The following is a 23,599-nucleotide window of genomic DNA, read 5'->3' as shown; positions in this document are numbered from 1 at the left end:
GCCTATTTATATTGTTTGAGTTGTTTACATTTTTCAGAAGTAACTCCACCTAATTTCATCGAAGCCTACTACAACAAAACAGCGGCAGCCAAGGACTTCCTAGTCCATGACTGCCGCTGTTCCTGAATAAATTAGTCCTGTTTTCCTAAAACCTACTTCCGGCTGTCCTTCACCGGTACGCCGAAATCCGGCGTACCGTCTTCGTTCCAGCCCAGTACCTGGGCACGGGTGTGGCGGTTCGGGTCATACAGCGGATCTCCGGTAATTTCCTTATAATTGCGGGCATGATAGATTAGCACATCTTCGCCATGCTCATTGACAGTGAAGCTGTTATGACCCGGACCGTATTGTCCGGTTTCTTGACTGGTCTTGAACACCGGCTCCGGATGCTTCTTCCAGGAGGCGGCATCCAGCAGATCGCTGTCCTCATCGGCAGTCAGCAGACCCATGCAGTAATTGAAATCGGTAGCACTGGCCGAGAAGCTGATAAAGATCCGTCCGTTTCTTTTCAGCACGGCTGCTCCTTCATTCACGCTGAAGCCGATCTTTTCCCATTCATACTCCGGTGTAGCGATCATCGTCTGCCGTCCGGTCAGGGTCCAGGGGCTACTCATTTCAGAAATGTACAGATTGGAATTCCCCGGAATCTCCGGATCCTTCTGTGCCCATACATAATAGAGGACACCGTTATGCTCGAAGGTAGTTGCATCCAGGGCAAAAGATTCCCAGGCTGTCTTCAGCTGGCCCTTCTCGGTCCAGCTGCCTTCCAGCGGGTTCGGCGATTCATTCTCCAGCACAAACATCCGGTGGTCGAACAGTCCGTCATTGGTTTCTGTGGTCCGGGCTGCAGCGAAATAAATATACCATTTGCCGGCGATATAATGGATTTCGGGAGCCCAGATATTAGCACTAAGCGGTCCCGTTTCATATTTGCGCCAGGCAACAACCGGTGCTGCATCTCTGAGTCCTTCAATCGTCTCCGCTCTGCGAACCTCAATCCGGTCGTATTCCGGTACGGAAGCGGTGAAGTAGTAATAACCGTCTGTGTGTTTATATACCCAAGGATCCGCGCGCTGCTCCACAAGCGGATTGCTGTATTCTTTGTTCGTGCTCATATCGTTGCTCCTTTGGTCTATCAAAGATCGATTCCTATTCCAGTGTAAGTACAACTACAGACGCCGGCGGAAGGGTACAATTCAGAATGCCATCCTTCAGCTCTGCCTGCTCGTAGGCAACAGGCGCTACAGTATCCGGTGTTTCGAATGTGTTATGTGCCCCAAGCTCTGCATGCGTCAGGATCTGTCCGGATACCCGGCTGGCACCAGTGCCTCTGACAGCAAAGCTTAGGCTGGCATCAGCCTCATGGCTCAGGTTGCAGATCGAGACATAGATTTTGCCTTCCTTGTCACGGGACGCAGAAATGCTAAGCTGCGGTATCGTAACCCCGCCGTATGTGTAGAGCGGGCTCTCGAACGCAACCTCCAGCAGTTCATTATCCTGGTGCACCTTGTACATCTCAAATACATGATAGGTAGGCGTAAGCAGCAGCTTGTCGCCTTCTGTCAGAATCAGCGCCTGCAGCACATTGACCATTTGGGCAATGTTCGTCATCTGCACCCGGCTGCTGTGATTGTGGAAAATATTCAGGTGGATGCCTGCAACCAGCGCATCTCTAAGTGTGTTCTGCTGATAGAGGAATCCGGGATTCGTTCCCGGTTCGCTCAGGAACCAGGTTCCCCACTCATCTATAATCAATCCTACCCGCTGCTCCGGATCATATTTATCCATAATTGCCGAGTGACGGGTAATGAGCTCGTCCATGTGAAGTGATTTCTGCATCGTTTCGATCCATTCGGCTTCATCGAACCCGAGCGATTGGCGTTTTTCTTCCCAACTGCCGGGAATGGTATAGGAATGCAGGCTGAGTCCGTCCATCATTTTGCCCGCTTCCCGCATGACTACTTCCGTCCAGTTATAATCATCAACATTCGCTCCCCCGGCAATCTTGTAGAGCCGGTTGTCGCCATAGTTTCTGACATAGGTCTGATAACGCCGGTACAAGTCAGCGTAATATTCCGGACGCATATTGCCGCCGCAGCCCCAGTTCTCATTGCCGACGCCGAAATATTTCAGCGCCCACGGCTTCTCCTGCCCGTTCTCCTGCCGCCAGGCAGCCATCGGGGATTCGCCGTCAAAGGTCATATACTCGACCCACTCCGACATCTCCTGAACCGTACCGCTGCCGACGTTGCCGCAAATATAAGGCTCGCATTCCAGCAGCTCGCACAGGCGGAAAAACTCATGCGTTCCGAAATGGTTGTTCTCGACTACACCGCCCCAGTGGGTATTAACCATCCGCTTGCGGCTTTCCTTGGGACCAATCCCGTCTTTCCAGTGATACTCATCGGCAAAACAGCCGCCCGGCCAGCGCAGCACCGGTATGTTCAGCTTTTTCAGCGCTTCGACCACATCATTACGAATGCCGTCCGTGTTCGGGATCGGCGAATCCTCGCCTACCCATATGCCTTCATAAATACATCTGCCCAGATGCTCGGCGAAATGCCCGTATATATTTTTGTTGATTTTACTTTTAGGAAGATCGGCATTGATTACAAGCTTTGCAGTCATAGTTTCTCTCTCCTTGGGTAAGCTTTCTATTTAGCCCTTTATCCCTGAATTCAGATTAATGGATTGTACAAAGTACTTCTGTGCGAACAAGAACAGCAGCAGTGTAGGAATAATTGCCAGAATCGCCGAGCCCATCAACTGCCCGATCATCCGGTAGTTTCCGTAAATATCCTGCAGCAGCAAGAGTCCCGCTGTAACTGGCATTTTGTCTACATCTGTAAATACGATGACCGGCCAGAGGAAGTCATTCCACGATCCGGTGAACGAGAACAGTCCGCATACAATCAGAATCGGTTTCATCAGCGGTACAATGATCGAGGCATAAATACGGAAATGGCCTGCACCATCCACATGAGCCGATTCATCGAGTTCCTTTGGAATACCATTCATAAATTGCCGGACCAGGAATAGATTTCCCATACCAGCCAGTCCGGGAATAATCATCGCCCAGGAGGTGTTAACCCAGCCTAGAGCATCAATGATTTTGTAGGAAGGAATCAGGTTCACGACACCCGGGAAAAAGGAAATACCCAGCAGGGTGAAAAAGAGTGTATCTCTTCCTTTGAACTTCATGCGGGAGTAGCCGTAACCGGTTATGGAGATCACAATAACTACGAGCAGGGTATGCATTGTTGCTATAAACAAAGAGTTCATGAGCCAACGCAGGATAGGAGCCGTTGAAGTGTTCTCCAAAATCGCTACATAGTTTTCAAGGATCCATTCTTTCGGAAACATTCTGAACCCTGAGCTGACAACCTCGGTCTGTGACCGGAAGGAAGTTGTGATGCCGAAGACGACAGGGACGATCCAAATTACACACAGTATAATCAGGAACAGATAAGAGATATATTTTGAGATGCTAATGCCTGATCCTTTTCTTTTGTCTACATGCTGTCCCTTTACAAGCGGACCTTTATCCAATTGCCCAGCCATTTGGTTTGCCATGCGGGTACACCTGCCTTTTCAATTTCGCTGCTTGATCCATAGTCTTATCCAAGACTACGCTGCATTCCGGTTCATCACATAATACTGGAGGGCTGAAATAAGCAAAATAACCAGTCCCAAGAGTACCGCCATCGCCGAAGCCATCCCCGCAATAGACTCGCCGTTACCGAATGCGAGCTGGCGGATATACATCATCAGTACATGCGTGCTCTGGCGCGGACCGCCGTCTGTCATCATAAGCGGCTGGCCGAAGACGTTAAAGGCTCCTGCAGTAGTCATAACAAAGGTATAGACGAGCGGGAAACGAATCGAAGGCAAAGTGATACTCGCAAATCTGCGGATCGGTCCTGCTCCGTCCATTTCTGCCGATTCATATAGATCCTGGGCTACACCGCTGATCGAAGCACGGTAAATAATCAGGTTGCCCCCGACGCCGCCCCAGATCGTAATGATAATAATCAGAATCCAGGCATAAGGCTGGTGGGTCGGCCAGGATACATCGGAACCGAATACATTGCCGGCCATCCCTAGCTGTTTGTTGAAGAGCAGCAGCCAGATCAAAGCTCCCGCCGAGATGGAAATCAGGCCCGGAACATACAGAATCGCCTGAATCAAGCTTTTCCCCTTCACTTTCTTGTGTTCTAGCGCAACTGCAATCAGCAGCGGGAGCACAATTAGCAGCGGTACACTGAGGACAACGAATAACAGCGTATTCTTCAGGCCGTTGTTAAACTGCGTATGAAAGGTAGATCCATTATCAAAAAGAATGGTCTTGTAATTGTCGAGGCCAACCCAGACCGGATCATTCATCAGATTCCATTTGGTGAACGACGCATAAATCCCGTATATTGTCGGCAGTAAAATAAATACAATGAATAAGATGACATGTGGACCTACAAAGAAAACAGGCGCCAAATTTAGTTTCTTTTTCATAGGCAATCTTTTCTCCTTTGGCATAAAGCAATGTGCCATGAATGGCACATTGCTCTATACAATCATTTCCCCTTACGTTTTACTTCGCTTCGCCGCTTGTTCCTTCGGCAATTTTGTCTTCTACGAATTTCTGCATGGTAGCCAGCGTTTCATCGATATCTACATTGCCGCGGACGATATCTCCGCAATAGGTATCAACGGCTTCTGCAATGTACGGGTAGTATTCATAAGTGTAGATGTACAGGGATTGGATTTCTTTTTCATCGGAGGTGAAGAAGGATTGCATGTAGTTCTTATATTCAGGGTTCTCGATAACCTGTTTACTTGCTACAGTCTGTCCTGCTTTCGCCCATTCCATGGAATTCTCACGGATGAACTCAAGGAAGGCGCCGATTCCGGCTACTTTTTCTTCAGATCTGTTTTTGTTCTTCAGCATTGCGAATAAGTGGGAAGAGGATCTGTTAGTGAACTTGTCAGGTGTTGCGGAATAGACGTTGGTAACTCCGAAGTTCAGGCCTTCCACTTTGGCATGTGCAGTGGAGCTCCAAGTACCGTCTGTGGAGAACAATACGTTCCCGGATTGGAACATCAGGTAGCCGTCTTCACCAAACGGTGTCATCAGGCCGGCATCGTTGATTTTTTTAACATCTTCAAAGGCTTCCTTCATAACCGGTGTATTTACAGCAGGTTTGCCGTTCTCCTGGATATCTCCGCCAAGGTTCTGAATTTGTCCCAGAATAACCCAGCCAAGTAAGGCATCATTGACAACATAATCGCCTTCATCCAATTTTCCCTGCAGGGAGAGCATTTCATCAATAGTTACCACGTTATCGTCAAGGAAGGATTCCACTCCATACTTCTTGAGCAAATCTTTATTGTAGTACATTACGTTACTGTGGATATCGAGCGGTACAGTGTACTGGGTTCCGTCAATATTTCCTGTATTCCATGCCTGCGGCAGGTAGTTTTCTTCCTTGATTTCAGGCTGCGCTGAAGTTACGGCAGTCATAGGCTCCAATTGACCTTGCTTTACAAAGCCCGGTACACGGTCAGCGTGGATAATTGCCAGGTCTGGCACGCCTTTACCGGAGTTGAGCACGGTGGAAACCTTTGTATACATATCTGCTGTAATGACATGCTTCACTTTAATTTCCGGATTAGTTGCATTATAGTCTTTGACCAACTGATCCATATAAGCACCGTCATCACCTGTCAGCGGCGTCCAGAACGTAATTGTCTTTTTGTCATCGTTCCCGCAGCCCGCCAATACCGTAGATAAGGATAGAACAAGTGCTAATGCTGATAAACCCCACTTTTTATTCAATACTTTCTCCTCCTAAATGATTAAAAATTAGTAAATCATCTACAAAAATGTTTTTGCAAACAATTAACTCTAGCTTAGTTCCGGACGGGTCAGCTGTTTACTGCCGCCTTGCCCAGACGAATGACATTCCAGGACGCTTTAGTCAAAAGAGTTTCAACATATCCGTCCTTGCATTCAGTACCTGATGCTTGCCTTGGCTTAACAATCTGCTCCTGTGCGGTATTAACCGCTTTCAGGTCGTCGTGATGAAGCACGATATGCTCAATCAGACGGTACCCTTCAAATCCGCGCACATCGCATTTCAGCTCCAGTGCTTCTTCCAGATGTCGGTTAATAGCGAAGATTGTCAGCTCGTCACTTTCTTCATTGTATACGATTGCGCTGTCCAGGTAAGGGACATCTGTATAATCCTGCGCATCATATTTAGGAGAATTGACAATCGGCTGAAGCGAAAGGCCCCTTCCATATGTCGAAGCGTGAAGATAAGGATAGAAAATCGTCTGCTTCCAGGCCGCTCCGCCCGCTTCCGTCATAATCGGAGCGATGACATTCACCAGTTGAGCCAGGCAAGCCATCTTCACCCGGTCTGCATGCCGGAGAAAAGTAATCAGCATGCTGCCAATCAGGAGCGCGTCCTCAAAATTGTAATGATCCTCAAGCTGCGCCGGCCCTATGGTCCAAGGCTCAATCTTGGTATCGGATTCATTAGAATGATACCAGACATTCCATTCGTCAAAGCTGAGATACATGGTCTTCTTACTGCGTTTCTTTGCTTTGATATAATCGCAGGTGGCCGTTACGGTGCGGATAAAATGCTCCAGGTCCATACTGCGTGCCAGGAAATTGGCGGAATCGTTGTCGCGGTTTCCATAATATTGATGCAGGGAAACATAATCGGCAACGTCATAAGTATGTTCCAGTGTTACTGCTTCCCATTCCGGGAAGGTTGGCATTGCCGAGCTGGAGCTTCCGCAGGAGACAAGCTCGATGTCCGGATCGACCAGGCGCATCGCCTTGCCCGTCTCGTAAGCTAGCCGTCCGTATTCGGCAGCCGTCTTCTGTCCGATCTGCCAAGGCCCGTCCATCTCGTTGCCCAGACACCAGGTCTTGATCTTATGCGGCTGTGCTACACCGTGCTGCCGCCGGAGATCACTCCAGTATGTACCACCGGGATGATTACAGTATTCCAGCAGATTACGGGCCGCATCAACACCCCGTGTTCCGAGATTCACTGCCATCATTACTTCTGAGCCGACCTCTTTGGCCCATTCCATGAACTCATTCGTGCCTACCTCATTCGGTTCGACCGTTCTCCAGGCCAGCTCCAGCCGTCTGGGACGGTGTTCTACAGGTCCTACCCCGTCTTCCCAGTTATATCCGGATACAAAATTACCGCCGGGATAACGTATAATCGGTACATTCAGTTCCTTAACCAGCGCTTTCACATCGCCCCGGAAGCCGAGAGAATCCGCAGCAGTATGACCCGGCTCGTAAATACCGCCATAGACCGCCCGCCCCAAATGTTCTATGAATGAGCCGTAAATACGCTTGTCCACTTCGGCGATAACAAATGACTTATCGGCGATAAGCGTTGCTCTTAGGGTGTCTGACGTCAATGTGACCACCATCCATTTCACATATTCATTAATTAGTTAAAAAACATTTGAATGTATTCGCTTACAGATATAAAATAACATATATAAGCTAGGTTGTAAACATAAAAGTATAAATCTATTTATAACTCTTCAAAACAAACCTTAAATATAGGCCTTTTCAGAAAAAAAGTAGGTATTTTTGCAAGAAATCATAAAACTATATTCATATTAATCTAAAGTAAAACAATTATTTCAATTAATAATAGCTCAAATTTAATTGTTTATCACAAATAAAGGAAGAAAGCTTTCCTTTTTACCTCAATTAGTTTATAATTTTATAAAATAGTTATTTTACGACGTCTGCGGAAGAAGGTTTGATATGATTTATATCAAAGATTTAATGAGTGGCATTGAAATTTTCAAAGCGCTTAGCTCTGAAATCCGGATTCAAATTCTGGAATTACTAGCCACTAATCAGGCACTTAACCTGAATGAAATTGCCAAGAAGCTGAATCTCAGCAATGGCGCCATCACCATGCATATTAAGAAGCTGGAGGAAAGCGGCCTCATCGAAATCAATACTTCAGTAGGCAAACACGGCATCCAGAAGGTATGTTACTTAAATAAGGATAAACTGATGGTCGATCTGCGCAGCAAGGATGTCGACAACCTTTATGAGGTTGAAATCCAGGTTGGGCATTACAGCAACTATCAGGCAGTTCCAACCTGTGGTCTGGCTACCAAAGACAGCATTATCGGTGACTTCGACGAGCCCCGTTACTTCGCCGATCCTCAGCGGATTGATTCAGAGATTATCTGGATGGCGGAAGGTTTCCTGGAATACCGCATTCCGAACTATCTGAAGGCAAACCAGACCTTCCGTGAGATTCAGTTCTCTATGGAAATCGGTTCCGAAGCTCCCGGGTTCAACGACAACTATCCTTCCGACCTGTACTTTTATGTGAACGGGATTGAGATCGGATACTGGACCAGTCCCGGAGACTTCGGCGACCAGCGCGGCACGTTCAATCCTGACTGGTGGCCGCCTCACTTGAATCAGTACGGCATGCTTAAGCTGATCCGGATTAACAATGAAGGAAGCTTCATCGACGGCTGCCGCATTTCTGACATTACACTGGACGATATTAAACTGGACTACAAAAGCGAGCTGACCTTCCGCATTGCCGTTACCGACAAGCCGGTCAACAAACGCGGGCTGACCATTTACGGTAAGCATTTTGGCAACTACAGCCAGGACCTGCTGGCCCGGGTACTCTACAACGTCCATGAAGTTGAAGAAGCGGGCAGCCGCCTCACCTCTTCATCTATTGAATAGCTTTCTATACACCAAAAAGCAAACCTCCGGCAATGGAGGTTTGCTTTTTAGTTTGATAATTTATTTGAACTCATCCCTTCACCGCACCTGCCGTCATTCCGTCAATAAAGTACTTCTGAAAGCCGAGGAATAAGGCCAGAATCGGCAGGATGGAGAAAAACGAGCCGACAATCAGCAGATCATAGTTGTTGCCGTATGGAGTAAGCAGTGTCTTCAGGCCAATCGGCAGTGTGTACTTGTTCTCATCACTCAGCACCATAAACGGCCAAAGGAAATTATTCCAGCTGTTCATCCCGTTCAGGATCGCCATCGCCGCAAAGGACGGCTTCATCACCGGCAGAATCAGGCGTACATAAATCGCATATTCATTCGCACCATCCACACGGCCGGCAGCGATCATTTCCTTCGGAATCCCCCGTAAATATTGCCTGAAGAAAAAGATGGTCGCTGCGCTGGCCACACCCGGCAAAATAATCGCAGAATAGCTGTTCATCAGCCCCATGTTGAAGGTTAATGTATACAGCGGCAGCAGCAGAATTTCAAACGGCACCATCATAATGAGCAGCACGCAGATAAACAGCAAGGTTTTGCCCCTGAATTCATAGGCTGAAAAACCGTAGGCTACCGTGGCACTGACCAGCAGCGTCACCACAACCTGTACCACTGTCAGCAGCAGCGAATTGAAAAACCAGGTAAAGTAGGCATGCTCCCCGGTAAACAGAAAAACAAAATTATCAAAGCTCATCGCCGAAAGGTTGAATCTGAGGTTGAGGCCATACCGGATCAGATCTTCGCCGGGTTTAAATGAAGCGATGGTCACCGCATAGAAAGGCACCAGGATCAGGAGGCACAGCACGCTAAAAAAAGCAAAGAGGATGGTTTTCCGGATGCTCCCTGTCTTCATCTCCTAATCCTCCTCCTTCTTAAACATGCCGCTGAAGGCGAGTTGCGTCAGATTTATCACCATGGTGATGAGCAGCAGCACAATGCCGACCGCAGCCGCGTATCCCAGATTATTTTTCTCAATCCCCTGCCGGTAGAGATAGCCGACGATGGTTAAACCGATATTTTTCGGGGAGTTATTGCCGTTCCACAGCATCATGCTCTCAATAAACATCGCAAGGCCGGCATAAATGCTGATTGTCAGCACATAGATTGTCGTCGGCTTCAGCAACGGGACGGTAATACGGGTGAAGCGCTGGAAGGCGGAAGCTCCGTCGATAGAGGCCGCTTCATAGTAATCATCCGGAATATTTTTGAGCCCCGATAAGAAATAGAGCATATTCACACCCATCCACCGCCAGGTCGCCAGCGCCACCAGGGCGATGAAGCCGGTAGTCTGTCCTTTTAGAAATTTCACCGGCTCTACACCAAACACACCCAGTATGCTGTTGATCAGAGAGCCTTCCATCTCACCGAACATCAGGCGGAAGATGGTTCCAGCCACAACTACAGAGGTCAGCGCTGGAAAGAAGAAGGCGGATTTGAAAAATTCCCGGGCCCACATTGATTTGTTATTAATCAGCACGGCGAACAGCATCGGGAACGGGATCAGAATCACCAGCGTCAGTAGCATATATACTGCACTGTTGCGTACCGCTTTGAAAAAGATAGTATCCCCCATCAGTTTTGTGTAGTTATCCGCGCCAATAAAATGTGCTTCCTGGCCAAGCGTCACCTTCTGAAAGCTCATGCCGAAGGAACTCAGCAGCGGATAGACCCAGAAGATAATGAATACAAGCACAAAAGGCAGCACGAACACGTAGGGAGCAACCTTTTGCGAATATAAGAAGTTCTTGATCATGGCTTCTGCTCCTTTTGAATAGAGCTGCCCACGGGTTGGACAGCTCTGAAAGTAACCGTACCCGCTACTACTTCAGTTCTTGTTCAATCTGTGTCTGGGCATCATCCAGCGCCTTCTGTATGTCCTTCCCGTCCTCGAATATTTCATTTAAGGTTACGGTGCACAGCACATTGTTGATCGTCGGCGAAGCAGAGGTGGATCTAATCAGATTAATTTCCTCCCGGATTTCATTCAGCACATCAAACGGGTTGTTTACAAAATATTTGACGAATTGATTGTCCGGATTATGGGTTACCTCTTTCATATCCCAGACACTCATATTGATCGGGTCAAAACCGAGCGTGTTCCAGATTTCAATGTTCGCATCCAGCGACAGTTTGGCATAGGCGATAAAATCCTTAGCCAGCTGTACATCCTTGGCTGTCTTGGTGACCACCGTACCGGTACCGCCGCCGCCGTACGATCTGTGCATCCCTTTTTCAAGAACAGGAAGCGGAGCGATGGCGATTTTGCCGCTCAGGTCCTTCATGTAATTGGTATACCGGGACATTTGCCACAGCGGCATGAAGGCGGTTGCGTAGTTGCCGGAGTTGAACTCACCGTAAGCTTCTTCTGTATCCGGCTGTCCGCCGGCAATTGTGGAGATTACATTGTTGTCCTGCAGATCCTTCAGCATCGTCAGCGCTCTTACCATTTCTGGCGTATTGACCTGCGGTTTCCCGTCAGCATCGGTGAAGTCGGAATTCTGCTGCGCTAAGAGCAGAGAAGCCTGCCAGGTCGCACTGGTGTCGGCGGTGCCCATATATTTGCCGGTTTTTTCATATACCTGGATGCCGGCCTTCTTGAAATCCTCCCAGGTTACGATAGTCTTGTAATCCACCCCGGCCTGTTCGAGGATTTCTGTATTGTAAAAGGCAACCGTTGCTCCTACATGCGTGGATAATCCATAAATATTGCCATTCTTGCTGTAGAGGTCGAGCTGGGATTGGACAACCGTGCCCTTGTACGGCTCCGCCACATCGTTCAGCGGTTCAAGCTGCGGATCTCCCGCCAGGAAATCCGGAAATTTGCCCAGCTCGATATCGGCGATATCCGGCGCACCCACCCCGGTCTGCACCGCAATCGATAACTTGTTATGCATATCATCGTACGGCATCACGGTTACATTCAGCTTAATCTGGCGGTCGGGATTCGCCGCGTTCCATTTCTCCAGCATTTTCTCAAAATGCTGCCCATGCAGCTCTACAAATGTCCAGTACGACAGCTCCGTGGCCTTCTCCCCTGCACCGCCGTTCAGGACAGAAGATTCCCCGCTTGAGGAATTGGAGGAAGATTTACCGCAGCCTGCCAGAAACACGATCATCGAGAGTACCATCAAAGAAATGAACCATTTGTTTTTCATGCTTGACCCTCCTGTATGATGAAAAATAATTGTTGCCCGCATTTGTGTAAACGGATACATTTTAATCCCCGGATTATGGCTGCTTGGGCTGCCTGCGGCTCCCAGAGCCTTGCATCAACCTCCCTTTACACATTTGTTAAATGTTTTAGGCAGTTATAATGTATTCAGCTGGAAGAGCAAATAGAAACTTCTGAGACCTAAAAAAACATATATTTATTAATTCTTTTGTAAATCAAAGCCCATAATTGAAAATTCCACGAAAACAAGGCAGCTTTCTTACGAAAACAATGAGCTTTTAGTCCAAATGGATTTAAAACCAAGAGAAGAACTTTTCGAAAAATATCATAATATTTAATTGAAATTGTAAAAAAAGATAGTTTTCGCTCTGATTTATTTCGTTTTATTTAAATCCATTTAAACCATATTAGCCCTTCTGCTTCCTGATACATAATTCGGGGCCGGCTAACGAACAATAACTCCTGTCTCCCATACCACCGAGAAGGAGTGTTTCATATGCGTGAAGGTCTGATCCCCACCGTTCTTGGTACCGTAGTTTCCGCTTCCGGCGCAGCTTTTCTTGGAAGCAAATATAAGCTGGCCGCAACCGGCGTGCTTGGCTTTGGTCTGGCGCATATTGTACTGGGCACCATCGACTTGTTTGAGCACCGGTAAAAAGGTTGGAAGATGCCGGCTCTGTACTGCAAGTACAGGCCGGTTCCCTTATAGTCCAATACTCCGTCAGCGGGACAGCAAAAAGGCCCTCACCCGGCAGGCAAGGACCCCTATATACATAAGATTTATTTCACAGCTACATAAAAAAGACGCTGGGCACTGTCATCTGCCGGGATCCATTCGAAATCGGCATACGTCTTAACGAGACTGAATCCGGCCTTGTACAGCTCGTCTGTCAGCCACTGCGGATCATAAGCGCGCTGGATATGCGTCTCCTCGAAACGGCGGTAGAGGCCGCTGCCACTCTCTTCACGGGCGAATATAGACAGATGATGCTCAATTTCACGGCGCGGCACATCCAGCTCACAAGTCCAGATATAGGACACGGCAGGCTCATCCAGAACAAAAGGCTGCTCCTCCTCATAACGGAGCAGTGTATTCGGATGATGGACATCAAACAGAAAAGTCCCCCCGTCTTTGAGGCCTGCGTATGTCCGGGCCAGAACCGCTTGAATATCCTGCTCTTCGAGCACATAGTTCAGACAGTCACAGAAAGAGATCACGGCATCTACCGGCTCCGGCAGCTCCCACTCCTTCATGTCCTGTCTGATCCAGCGCACGCTGCCCTCACGTAAAAACCGGCGTCCCTGCGGATGCCGTTCCATCTTCTGCTGCGCCACGGACAGCATGTCCGAAGATAAATCGATGCCGGTCATGTGATAGCCTGCCGCAGCAAGCGGAATGGTGATGCTGCCCGTACCGCAGCCAAGCTCAGCCACGGTCCGGGGTTTGCCGTACATGCCCCATGCGGTTTCCGCAAAGGTCAGCCAATCCGGATACGGCATGTCCGCCATCAGCTCGTCGTATACATAAGCAAATTTCCCATAGGAAGACACAACGTACACCGCTTTCTATTCCTGATTCTGTTCCGGACCCTTCTCTTCTTCAGCCCCTGCAAGATAGGTCCAGTTCTCCTTCTGGGTAATGAGACCTTCCTTCATCAGCTTGCCCATGGCGCGTTTGAATGCGGACTTACTGATGCCAAAGCGCTGCTTGATAATATCCGGCGGCGTAGCATCCGAATAAGGCATCGCCCCGCCCGGGCGTGAATGCAGGAACTCCAGCAATGCTGCGGAATCCACATCCCGTCCCACTTCCTTGCGGTGGGTCATGGCCAGATTGACACGGCCATCCTCGCGGATATGCGAGACACGCGCTTCAAACTGTTCGCCTAGCCGAAGCAGACGGCTGCGCTCGGAGGAATGGACCATTCCGATGATCCCGAATCCCAGCACGCCCCCGTCCACGAGGACAAATGTACCCATTTGCAGCGGCTTGTAGACTCTGGCTGTAACGGTTTGCCCCATCCACGAGGACGGCGCCGGCAGAGCCAGCGGAGCAAGCTCCTGCTCTCCGGCCAGCTTGGCGCGCAGACGCCCCTGCTTATCATGCTCCATCAGTACAAATACCTTGTCGCCGATCTGCGGGCGAAGCTCCACCAGTTCAGGCAGCTCCCGGATCGGCAGCAGCAGCTGGCGGCCGAGTCCCATTTCCAGAAAACAGCCCAGACGCGGATGAATATCCGCCACTTCCAGGAGGGCCATCTCACCCAGAGTGAGAAAAGGCTTCTTCATAGTGGCGGCAAGACGGTCCTCGGTATCAAAAAAGATAAATACCTCCACTTTGTCGCCTTGCTTAGGCTTGCTGCCTACCAGCTCTGTATAATGCAGCATGACATCCTGGTCACCTGCGCCCAGAAAGTAGCCGTAAGGAGAGACTTCCCGCAATACTTCCAGCGTTACCGTAGTACCTGCAATCAGGCTCATACCGTCTCCACAACCTTGGCGTCAGACCAGAGACGCTCGATGTTGTAGTATTCACGCTCGTCGCGGTGGAACACATGCACGACAACATCCCCTAGATCCATCAGAACCCAGCGGGCCGCATCCATGCCTTCAATCCCGCGGATCATACCGCCGGCTTCATGAACCACTTTGCGCACTTCAGTAGCAATCGCCTGTACCTGGGTATCTGAATTACCATGACAGATGATGAAATAATCACTGATCGGTGAAACATTGCGCAAATCCAATGCCACAACATTCATCGCTTTTTTGTCTTCAACGGCTTTAAGGGCCAATTCCAGCAGCTTGCTTGATTGTACACTCATATTTTATCCTCCAGTATTCTTACTAAGTCGTTGCGCGCCAGCATCGTAAGCGGAAATACAATCCGGCGCTTCTGCAGCAGCAGGCTGATGGTGGAATCAAATCCGGCGATCAGCGCTTCTTCAAGGCTTACCTTAGACAGCCTCCGGATCTCGTCTACACCCGGGAAGTCCCGTCCGGGCTCGATGTAATCCGCCAGACAGACGACCTTCTCCAGCAGGCTCATCCCTTCGCGGCCGGAAGTATGGTAACGGATTGCCCCCAGGATTTCCGGGTCCGTAATTCCGTACTCCTGCTGCGCAACAAATGCTCCCACCTCAGCATGCCATAGCTGCTTGTCATATTGAAGCAGCTCGGCTGACAGCCCGTTCTGTTCAATGATCTCCTTCATTCTCTCCACCGGCCAATATTTGGCTACATCATGGAGAATAGCTGCCGTTTCCGCCTGAACGGGATCGGCGCCATAATGCCGGGCCAGCTTAACCGACGTTTCCATTACCCCCAGCGTATGCTGCCAGCGTTTGTCTGGCATCTGGGCAGAGACTGCCTCAATCAGCGCTTCGCGGCTGTAGGCCATACAATCCACTCCTCTGCACATATTTATATACCTGCTCAGGCACCATATAGCGGATTGAGCGGCCGCTTGCCGCGCGTGACCTGAGCATCGTGGATGATATATCCACCAGCGGCATATCTGCGAGCACAACCTTCTCGGCGATGAAGCCGGGCAGTGCCGCCAGATCAAGCGGTGTTCCAGGGCGTCCTACACCGATGAAGGTTAGTGCGCCCACCAGCTCTTCAATCCCGTGCCATTTCGGCAAGTATTCCACCATATCCGCACCAACGATGAAATAGAACTCATGCTGGGGATAGGCTTCCTTCAGGCTGTGTACGGTCTCAATGGTATAGGATACACCGCCCCGGACAATTTCCCAGTCCAGAATGCGGAACGCCTCATGTCCTTCTACCGCGCTCTGTACCATCGCCAGCCGGTCCGCCCCCGAAGCTCCGGCCTCATGTTTATGCGGAGGGATATGCGAGGGCATGAACCATACTTCGTCCAGTGAATACGTATCCCTTGCGGCTTCTGCCGCCATCATGTGACCTATGTGAAGAGGATCAAAGGTTCCTCCCATAATTCCAACTTTCAAGAGGTGTACCTCCTCTTATTCTCCAAGTAAAGTCTAACGCGGAAGCTCAATGGTTTTGTTGTCGCGTGATTCCTTATAGAGCACGATGGTTTTACCGATCACCTGTACGAGCTCGGAACCGGATTGCTCTGCCAGGGCAGCACCGATCTCTTTCGGATCATCCGCATTGTTGTTAAGCACACTGATTTTCATCAGCTCGCGCTTTTCAATCGCTTCTTCAATATGGCGGATCAGATGGTCGTTTACGCCGCCTTTGCCGACTTGAAATACAGCATCAAGATGATGCGCCAAAGAGCGGAGATAACGTTTTTGTTTTCCAGTTAACATAAATGAACAAACCCCTTAATTAACAAATATTATTACCCTAAACTTGTCATTCCATTTCGTCTTCACTGCCGCCAAAACATTCTATAATCGTCCGCCGCATAATCTCCGTAGGAGCCGCCTGCCCTGTCCAATACTCAAACGCATAGGCGCCCTGGTATATGAACATACCGAGACCTCCGTGAATGGTGCAGCCTGCACGCAAGCCCTCCTCCAGCAGCCGGGTACGCAGCGGGTTGTAGATCAGATCGCTGACCACGAGCCCCCCGTGCAGGAGCCCGGGGTCAATAGGCAGCTCGTCAGGGTATGGAAACATGCCGACAGATGTGGTATTGATGACAATATCCGCCTCCGGAATTATACCGGCAACCCCATCCATAGCCGTGCCTGTTACTTTGCCTGTAGCCTGCCATGCTGCCGCCAGCTCCTGCGCTTTGTCCGCAGTGCGGTTAGCGATAACGATAGAGGCCGGGTTCTCTTTAAGCAAAGCGCTGACAATGCCTCTTGCCGCACCTCCGGCCCCGAGGACCAGGATACGGGTGCCGGACAGCTCCGGCACAGCCTCCGCCTTCAGTGAGCGCACATATCCGATACCGTCGGTATTATATCCGGTCAGCACACCATCATCATTGACAATGGTATTAACCGCACCTCCGGCAAGCGCGCTCTCATCCAGCTTGTCCAGATACTCCATGACTGCAACTTTATGCGGAATCGTCACATTGACTCCGCGGAAGCCGAGCGTACGGATCGCCTGCACCGCTTCACCAAGCTGACCGCTTGTGATGTGCAGAGGTACATAGGCGCCCGTTATGCCCAATGCTTTCAGTGCTGCTGTGTGCATCACCGGTGATTTCGACTGGGCGATCGGATCGCCCATGACGCCAAGCAGCATGTCCATGTTTCTGTGATTGCCGTCCATAGGCACCGATCCTCCTAAAAGTTTTGTTAGCATATACTTAAAGTTAAATCAGCGAAGGGCGGGTCAGCACCTTAACTCCCCGCGGAACATGAACAGCCACTACTGCGCCTTCGGTTCCATTTACCTTGATCCAGCCGAGGCCTGAGATGAACAGATCCGTCTGGCTGCCGCGGCCGATCCGGAATTCATGGCGCTGCCATTGCGGAAGCTTATCCATGTCTGCCGCCACCGGTGGTGTCAGCAGCTCGCCGCGGTGGTCCTGATACAGGGAATCTGCACGCTCGAGCTTCGTACGATGAATCTTAAGGGTCGTGCTGATGTAGCAGGTGAAGGATTGCCGCGGACCTTGAATGAAGTCAAAGCGTCCCAGCCCGCCGAAGAACAGCGTCTGCCCTTCATTAAGCTGATAAACTGCAGGCTTAAGCGGATTCTCCGGCATCACTGCGCCAAGATCACGCCGCTCCACCAGCTCGCTGTAACGCCAAGGATATACAATTCCCGGCGTATCAATAATATAGTGGCCGTCATCCAGCGGGATTTTGACCGTATCCAGCGTTGTGCCGGGATAACGTGAAGTCGTCAGCTCCTGCTCCAGATCACTGTAATCGGAGATCAGGCGGTTGATCAGCGTTGACTTGCCCACATTCGTTGCACCAACTACGTAGATGTCCCTTTGTCCGCGCAGCTCACTAACCGTCTCCAGCAGGCGTTCGAAGCCCTGATTGCGCTTGGCGCTGACAAGTACAATTTCGGCTGTCCGCAGACCATGCTCCTTACAGCGCTGCTGCATCCAGTTACGCAGCTTGTTCCAGTTCGTCACCTTCGGCAGCAGGTCACATTTGTTCACTGCAAGGATCACCGGATTGTTGCCTACGAACCGCTGCAGGCCGGAAATCAGGCTGCCTTCAAAATCAAACAGATCCACGATATGGATCACAAGCGCATTCTTCTCGCCTATTCCGCTAAGCAGATGAAGAAATTCATCCTGATCGACGGATACGGAAGAAGCTTCATTATAGTTCTTAATCCGGAAACAGCGCTGGCAGATGACCGGTTCCCGTTCAAAGGCAACCTCCGGGATATAGCCCGGAAGCTCCTTGTTCCCGGTCTGCAGCGTAATCCCGCAGCCGCTGCATTTGGCAGGGCGCTGAGTTTCATTCAGTTGATTCATTGGGGTTTATCCTCCTCGTGCCACAATCCTTGCTTGCGAAGCCGTGTCAGTGCAATTTGCTCAACCCGGCGGTTAATTCTTGTTCCAATCCCTTCGTCCTTAACGGAGATTGGCAATACCAATACAGTGTACAGACCCAGCCGGTTTCCGCCGTATACATCCGTAAGCATCTGATCGCCGACTACGATCGTCTGTTCCGGCGTAAGCCCCATCAGCTTCATCGCCTTAAGGAACGGTGTATTGCTCGGCTTGCGGGCCTGATGAACAAATTCAATATTCAGCGGCGTTGCAAAGCGTGACACCCGGTCCATGTTGTTGTTCGATACAATGATCAGCTTGAAGCCAAGCTCTTTCACCTTCGCGAACCACAGCAGCAGCTCCGGAGTAGCCAGTGGGGCTTTGGCGCCGACCAGCGTATTATCCAGATCCGTAATGATGCCCCGGTATCCCTTCTGGTACAGCTCTTCCAGCCCAATATCAAATACCGTGTTCACCCGGAGTTTCGGAACTAACCTTTCAAACAATACGTTCACCTCGATTTCATACAAAAAACTATAACATACTCTTTGCGCTTCGCAAATGAACCTGCTGAGCCGCGTAGGGTTTATCTGCGTGATCTAAGGCTTCGCTGAAGCCGCAAAGCTTCAGTATACACGCTGCGCCAGTCTTTGTCTTCTATAACATCCGGGCTGTATTTCGCCTGCTCGAACAACCGGAGCAGTGAAGAGAGGCTGCCCGCGGCTTCCGGAGTCTCACGGCTCCAGCGGCCGACTGCCTCGCGCAGGGTTTCATGCTCTTCTTTCAGCATGCCCTTTCTGCGTAAATACCTTACCCAGCGCTCTGTTTCAACTACAACTTTTTGCACCGGTGACAACGGCTGGCCGTTACGCAGCCGCTGAATCAGGAAGCGCAGGCTCATACGGTGCTGCCAGAGCTGATAACCTGCCCAGAGCAGCAGTATAGCTGCAGCTGCTGAGAAACTCCATACTCCGAGGTGCAAGTTTCCTTCCGAGGAATCCTTGCCGGCTGCCGCTTGCTGCGGCTCGGCCTTTTCCTCTTCCGGCTGCTCGGGCTCCTCAGTGACCGTCTCCTCGCTCTGAGTCAGCAGCGGGACGGTAAACCCGGGTGTCGCTTCCACCGGAATCCAGCCATAGTCTCCGAAATACACCTCCGCCCACGAATGGGCATCGGCATTGGTGATGGTGTAATTATTGTTAACAATGCCCTGCTGCGCCAGATTATCGGGCAGCTCTGCCTGCTCACCCGGGGCATAACCTTTTACCCAGCGGGCCGGGATATCGAGCGAACGGGCCATCGTTACAAGCGCTGTCGAATAATAATCGCAATACCCCTCCATAATCTCAAACAGGAAGCTTTCCACCATATCCCTGCTCTTTTTACGGGAGAGATCCGGTTGATTCGTATACGGGAAATTCACCTGCAAATATTGCTGCAGCAGGGCTACTTTTTCGTAAGGAGTCTGTGCGCTTTGGGTAATGTTCTCAGCCAAATCACTGACCCGTTTAGGAAAATTATCCGGCAGCTGAAGGTATCTCGTAATATCCTGGTTTGTGTAAAGCTGATCATAGGTCTGCTTGCTCAGCTCCTGGACTGAAACAACGGGAATCTCCGAGGTCAGTACATAGGTTTGCGGATAGGCCAGATCTTCAGTGGAACCCCAGAGCATCTCGCTGTCCACACTCCGCCAGAACAGGCCGTTACCAGCCTCTTCACCGTCGATCGAATCCACTTTGGAAATGGAATAAGCGCCAAACAGTACCGGATAATCATTATTACCGAGCAGCTTAACGGTCTGCTGCAATGTCCGGGTCTCTCCTTTGGAGGCCGTTGCCCGGTCCAATTCTGCTCCTACTGAGGCCTTTTCCAGCGGTCCCCGTTTAAGCCGGTCGTCATCGCTCCAGCCTTTGCCGGAATACACGCTGCGTGACTCTCCGCGCATATAGGTCCGCAAATCGGAGGTTACGGTCATAACCGGTGAATAATCGAAATTAAAGCCTCCGCCTAAATTATTATCATCAAGACTATAACCGGAAGAGGAACTGCCTGCTGCCGCTCCGCCCTCGCCTGCCTCCGAAGATCCTGAGGTTCCTGAACCGGAGGATTTCCCTACGCCATTCCAATCCTGCCAGGCTGTATAGGGATCAGTCAGTGTAGGCCGCACATCAGGCATATTAACGCCAGTAACAATAACCAGAGAGAAGATAATGGCAATATTGACAGCTACTTTAAAAGGGTATTGCAGCAAGTAGGTCCAGCCCCGCGGATAATGCAATTGGAAGCTCCGCAAATGCTGGGTGACCAGCCAGCCCATTCCGGAAAATACCGTCCAGGCAACCTCCTGCCAAAGTATAGATGAAGTAAAAGAGTCCAGTGCGGCAAAAGCAACAATATTCGCGGTGAGAAACATCAGAATCCGTGCTTTCGAGGTGACCCACCAGGAGGACAGCAGCAGCAAGGCTCCGGCAGCCAGAGCAAACCATATATACGGGACCATATGAGCTGCGGTATCAGGCAGCCGGTCACGCAGTGCCGGAGCCCAGGGATCAGGGACATAGATTTTGTTGTACAGGATCAGCCGGTATACCACGTACAGCATGGCCAGTGCTTCAAGAACCAGCCGGTAGCCCCATTTAACCGGTAAAAGAATTTCAATAACGGCCACAGCTGCAAGGGTTAGCAGTACAGCCGATGTAGTCGTTTCCAGCCAGAAAGGTTCTGTGAAGGACACCCACTGCAGGGCAATGAGTACCAGCCAGAGGAGGCTGAAGGAATGATGCCAGGATGATTTGATTCCGTTCCACCAGCGGTTCATACTGTAGTATCACCTCCAAGGATTGCAGGAAGCTCCTGCAGGGAGCTGATGCTATACCCCGTCACCCCGCGTGATTTCAGAACATCCAGCCATTCCCCGCTGCCGGCCTTACCGGCTGGATTGCGTACCTGAATATGCGAAGGGGTCATTCCCCGGCTCTCCGCCCAGCGCATCACATCCAGCACCGGCTGGCCGCTTTGCGGGCTGATCAGAACGAAATATGCCCCTTTCGGAAACATGCGGTGGCCTTTTTCCAGCCTTGGCACGAGCGGCCCCCGGCCTTCGGCATTGATATCAATCAGATATTGAATCATTTTCTGCCGCTCCGCCGCGCTTTCGGCAGGACTGAATACCTTGGTCGTCCTGTCCAGGCAGCAGAGCCCGATGCCGATCCGGTCACGGATGCCAAATCCCAGCAGCGAAGCTGTAATGGAAACCGCCAGCTCAAATTGGCTGGAGCTGCCATAAGCCATGTAACTGCCGTCCAGCACCAGGATAGTCTTAGGCACCGATTCATGCTCAAATTCCTTGGACTTCCATTCGCCGGTCTTGGCAGTGGCATTCCAGTGGATGCGTGTTAACCGGTCGCCGTAGATATAATCGCGCACACCGTTAATCTGTGTTGTCTCACGCCGCGAATGGAGCAGTGAGGTTTGCAGCCCGGCCAGCCGTGATCTGCGCTCATACAGATGCCAGCGCGGCACAAATACTGCGCGGGGGAGCACACGGAACTGCCCTTCGGCCTTGAATGTGCCTTTATGCTCTACCAGTCCGAAAATATCCTCAGCAATAATATCCGTGTTCTCGAACGTGTAGCTGCCCCGCTCCAGTGCCGGTGTCTGAAACAGCAGCTCTCCCTGGCCTCTCAGGCTGGGGACCAGACTTTCTTCAAATACCCAGGACTCGCCGTTATGGCGCTTCAGAATTTCTCTTACCACTACATACGGCAACGGCAGAAAGCCCGGAATGGTGATGTTCAGCTTCACACGCAGATAGCCGCCTGCGTAGAGCAGCTCAGGCTTCTCCTGCTCCGAATACAGGCTGCGTGTACCCTTGGCCCGCCGGACTCCGCCAAGGGCGCCGATAACCAAATAAAGAATGAGCACGGAGACCATAATGAACAGCATGAATGAGGTCTTGCCGCCCTGAAACAGCACATAGAGCAGCGTAACAGCCCAAATTGCGAGTATACCGGCGAATTTTCGTGGCTGGATGACAGCGGCCGCCCCAGACAGATAATTCTTCATCTTTATTGCCTCATCGTAACTGGCACACGGATGCTCTGCAGCAGCTTCTGAAGCAGGGATTCCACACTCACATTGTCAAGCCGCGATTCCGGACGGAGAATGATGCGGTGTCCCAGGGCGTATGGGGCCAGGATCTTCACATCATCCGGCAGCACATAATCACGTTCCTGCAGGAAGGCGTAGGCTTTGCACGCCATCATGAATGACAGCGAGGCCCGCGGGCTCGCACCCAGCAGCACCAGCGGATGCTCCCGGGTCTGGCGCACGATGTCCAGCAGATAGTTCAGCACCGGATCACTGACATACACCTCACGAATCTCCTCTTGAATAGCAGCGATCTGCTCCATGCCCGTGACCGGTGTGAGCTTGTCCACCGGCTGTCCGTCCTGGTGGCTCAGCAGCAGATTCTTCTCGGTTTCGCTATCCGGATAACCAAGGCTGATCCGCAGCATAAAGCGGTCGAGCTGGGCTTCCGGCAGTGTATATGTGCCTTCGAAATCAATCGGGTTCTGAGTTGCACAGAGCATGAAGGGATGGGGAAGCGGATAGGTCTCGCCGTCCACGGTTACATTTCGTTCCTCCATGACCTCAAGCAGCGCCGACTGCGTCTTGGTCGTAGCCCGGTTAATTTCGTCCGCCAGCAGAATGTTGGTCATGACCGGACCGGGCCGGAAATGGAACATTTCATCCCGGGGATGATAGACAGATACCCCGGTAATATCACTTGGCAGAATATCCGGATTGCATTGAATCCGCCGGTAATCGCCGGACATGGATCGTGACAACGCCCGTATCAGCTGGGTTTTGCCGGTTCCCGGCACATCCTCAATGAGGACATGTCCACCAGCCAAGAGTGCCGTGAGCAGGAGTTCAATTTCAAAAGTTTTGCCGAGTATGCAGGATTCCAGATTAGAGCGCACAGCCTTCATAATTTGCGTTGATTCTTGACGTACGGGCATATATGGTAGACCTCCAATGTCAGAATAAACAGTAATAATTATATTTTACATGATTATGGGACCCAAAGTACATTATTGAAGGAGGTGAAATTGCATATATCCTAACATATAGCCCGTTTTACAAATATGAGTAGCGAAACCGCCTATTTCTTGTAATATATTACAAAAATCAATCCAGCACACTT

Annotated in this window: 23 protein-coding genes; 2 read left to right on the top strand and 21 right to left on the bottom strand. The window is 50.6% G+C overall.

Annotated elements, in window-relative coordinates:
• Positions 1 to 152 precede the first annotated feature (152 nt).
• The 6 genes from QU597_RS08080 to arfA form a co-directional block, all read right to left on the bottom strand.
• Positions 153 to 1,115 (bottom strand): glycoside hydrolase family 43 protein, encoded by a 963-nt coding sequence (locus QU597_RS08080; RefSeq protein ID WP_310832169.1) that lies wholly within the window; start codon positions 1,113 to 1,115, stop codon positions 153 to 155.
• Positions 1,116 to 1,149: 34 nt separating this feature from the next.
• Positions 1,150 to 2,628 carry an alpha-N-arabinofuranosidase gene (locus tag QU597_RS08075; RefSeq protein ID WP_310832167.1) on the bottom strand — a complete coding sequence of 493 codons (1,479 nt, stop codon included), beginning with the start codon at positions 2,626 to 2,628 and terminating at the stop codon, positions 1,150 to 1,152.
• 30 nt (positions 2,629 to 2,658) lie between these two features.
• Complete coding sequence (locus tag QU597_RS08070) at positions 2,659 to 3,561, bottom strand: carbohydrate ABC transporter permease (RefSeq protein WP_370656255.1); 903 nt, start codon at positions 3,559 to 3,561, stop codon at positions 2,659 to 2,661.
• A gap of 66 nt (positions 3,562 to 3,627) precedes the next feature.
• Positions 3,628 to 4,506, bottom strand: coding sequence for a carbohydrate ABC transporter permease (locus tag QU597_RS08065; protein ID WP_310832165.1), 879 nt, complete (start codon positions 4,504 to 4,506; stop codon positions 3,628 to 3,630).
• Between the two features lie 79 nt (positions 4,507 to 4,585).
• The gene (locus tag QU597_RS08060) at positions 4,586 to 5,830 is read right to left on the bottom strand and encodes an extracellular solute-binding protein (RefSeq protein ID WP_310832164.1); all 1,245 of its coding nucleotides are present in this window, start codon (positions 5,828 to 5,830) and stop codon (positions 4,586 to 4,588) included.
• An 89-nt stretch (positions 5,831 to 5,919) separates the two neighbouring features.
• Complete coding sequence (gene arfA / locus QU597_RS08055; protein WP_370656239.1) at positions 5,920 to 7,446, bottom strand: arabinosylfuranosidase ArfA; 1,527 nt, start codon at positions 7,444 to 7,446, stop codon at positions 5,920 to 5,922.
• A 358-nt stretch (positions 7,447 to 7,804) separates the two neighbouring features.
• On the opposite strand from arfA, the gene QU597_RS08050 reads away from it, so the two are divergent.
• Positions 7,805 to 8,761: an ArsR/SmtB family transcription factor gene (locus QU597_RS08050; RefSeq protein ID WP_310832162.1), complete on the top strand. Its 957-nt coding sequence runs from the start codon at positions 7,805 to 7,807 to the stop codon at positions 8,759 to 8,761.
• A 70-nt stretch (positions 8,762 to 8,831) separates the two neighbouring features.
• On the opposite strand, the gene QU597_RS08045 is transcribed toward QU597_RS08050, so the two are convergent.
• From QU597_RS08045 to QU597_RS08035, 3 genes are all read right to left on the bottom strand, one after another.
• The gene (locus QU597_RS08045; RefSeq protein ID WP_310832160.1) at positions 8,832 to 9,665 is read right to left on the bottom strand and encodes a carbohydrate ABC transporter permease; all 834 of its coding nucleotides are present in this window, start codon (positions 9,663 to 9,665) and stop codon (positions 8,832 to 8,834) included.
• Positions 9,666 to 9,668: 3 nt separating this feature from the next.
• Positions 9,669 to 10,565 (bottom strand): carbohydrate ABC transporter permease, encoded by an 897-nt coding sequence (locus QU597_RS08040; protein ID WP_310832159.1) that lies wholly within the window; start codon positions 10,563 to 10,565, stop codon positions 9,669 to 9,671.
• 67 nt (positions 10,566 to 10,632) lie between these two features.
• Complete coding sequence (locus tag QU597_RS08035) at positions 10,633 to 11,967, bottom strand: ABC transporter substrate-binding protein (protein ID WP_310832158.1); 1,335 nt, start codon at positions 11,965 to 11,967, stop codon at positions 10,633 to 10,635.
• Between the two features lie 513 nt (positions 11,968 to 12,480).
• On the opposite strand from QU597_RS08035, the gene QU597_RS08030 reads away from it, so the two are divergent.
• Positions 12,481 to 12,639, top strand: coding sequence for a hypothetical protein (locus tag QU597_RS08030; RefSeq protein ID WP_054939566.1), 159 nt, complete (start codon positions 12,481 to 12,483; stop codon positions 12,637 to 12,639).
• A 125-nt stretch (positions 12,640 to 12,764) separates the two neighbouring features.
• Here QU597_RS08030 and QU597_RS08025 read toward each other — a convergent pair whose 3' ends face one another.
• The 12 genes from QU597_RS08025 to QU597_RS07970 all read right to left on the bottom strand — a co-directional run bounded on the left by QU597_RS08025 (position 12,765) and on the right by QU597_RS07970 (position 23,414).
• Positions 12,765 to 13,535 (bottom strand): class I SAM-dependent DNA methyltransferase, encoded by a 771-nt coding sequence (locus tag QU597_RS08025; protein ID WP_310833258.1) that lies wholly within the window; start codon positions 13,533 to 13,535, stop codon positions 12,765 to 12,767.
• A gap of 15 nt (positions 13,536 to 13,550) precedes the next feature.
• A complete protein-coding gene (locus QU597_RS08020) occupies positions 13,551 to 14,465 on the bottom strand; it encodes a CvfB family protein (RefSeq protein ID WP_054939565.1) in 915 nt (304 codons plus the stop codon).
• The gene (gene rsfS, locus QU597_RS08015) at positions 14,462 to 14,809 is read right to left on the bottom strand and encodes a ribosome silencing factor (RefSeq protein WP_206103834.1); all 348 of its coding nucleotides are present in this window, start codon (positions 14,807 to 14,809) and stop codon (positions 14,462 to 14,464) included. The genes QU597_RS08020 and rsfS overlap by 4 nt, the downstream gene beginning before the upstream one ends.
• Entirely contained in the window at positions 14,806 to 15,384 is a 579-nt protein-coding gene (yqeK, locus tag QU597_RS08010; RefSeq protein ID WP_310832157.1) for a bis(5'-nucleosyl)-tetraphosphatase (symmetrical) YqeK, read from the bottom strand. Before yqeK ends, rsfS begins: the two co-directional genes overlap by 4 nt.
• Positions 15,356 to 15,958, bottom strand: coding sequence for a nicotinate-nucleotide adenylyltransferase (locus QU597_RS08005; protein WP_310832156.1), 603 nt, complete (start codon positions 15,956 to 15,958; stop codon positions 15,356 to 15,358). Before QU597_RS08005 ends, yqeK begins: the two co-directional genes overlap by 29 nt.
• A gap of 33 nt (positions 15,959 to 15,991) precedes the next feature.
• Positions 15,992 to 16,285 (bottom strand): ribosome assembly RNA-binding protein YhbY, encoded by a 294-nt coding sequence (gene yhbY / locus QU597_RS08000; RefSeq protein WP_036697934.1) that lies wholly within the window; start codon positions 16,283 to 16,285, stop codon positions 15,992 to 15,994.
• Positions 16,286 to 16,331: 46 nt separating this feature from the next.
• Positions 16,332 to 17,204: a shikimate dehydrogenase gene (aroE, locus tag QU597_RS07995; RefSeq protein ID WP_310832155.1), complete on the bottom strand. Its 873-nt coding sequence runs from the start codon at positions 17,202 to 17,204 to the stop codon at positions 16,332 to 16,334.
• Between the two features lie 43 nt (positions 17,205 to 17,247).
• Positions 17,248 to 18,375 (bottom strand): ribosome biogenesis GTPase YqeH, encoded by a 1,128-nt coding sequence (gene yqeH, locus QU597_RS07990; RefSeq protein ID WP_310832154.1) that lies wholly within the window; start codon positions 18,373 to 18,375, stop codon positions 17,248 to 17,250.
• Positions 18,372 to 18,899: a YqeG family HAD IIIA-type phosphatase gene (locus tag QU597_RS07985; RefSeq protein WP_206103829.1), complete on the bottom strand. Its 528-nt coding sequence runs from the start codon at positions 18,897 to 18,899 to the stop codon at positions 18,372 to 18,374. Before QU597_RS07985 ends, yqeH begins: the two co-directional genes overlap by 4 nt.
• A gap of 80 nt (positions 18,900 to 18,979) precedes the next feature.
• Positions 18,980 to 21,208, bottom strand: a complete 2,229-nt coding sequence (locus tag QU597_RS07980) for a DUF4129 domain-containing transglutaminase family protein (RefSeq protein ID WP_310832153.1) — start codon at positions 21,206 to 21,208, stop codon at positions 18,980 to 18,982.
• Entirely contained in the window at positions 21,205 to 22,455 is a 1,251-nt protein-coding gene (locus QU597_RS07975) for a DUF58 domain-containing protein (RefSeq protein ID WP_310832152.1), read from the bottom strand. The genes QU597_RS07980 and QU597_RS07975 overlap by 4 nt, the downstream gene beginning before the upstream one ends.
• A 2-nt stretch (positions 22,456 to 22,457) precedes the next feature.
• Positions 22,458 to 23,414, bottom strand: a complete 957-nt coding sequence (locus QU597_RS07970; protein WP_310832151.1) for an AAA family ATPase — start codon at positions 23,412 to 23,414, stop codon at positions 22,458 to 22,460.
• Positions 23,415 to 23,599: the final 185 nt, after the last annotated feature.

This window comes from Paenibacillus pedocola (assembly GCF_031599675.1).
Taxonomy (GTDB): domain Bacteria; phylum Bacillota; class Bacilli; order Paenibacillales; family Paenibacillaceae; genus Paenibacillus_AQ; species Paenibacillus_AQ pedocola.
Note: the sequence above shows the minus strand (reverse complement) of the source record. Positions and strands in the feature narration are given on the sequence as shown.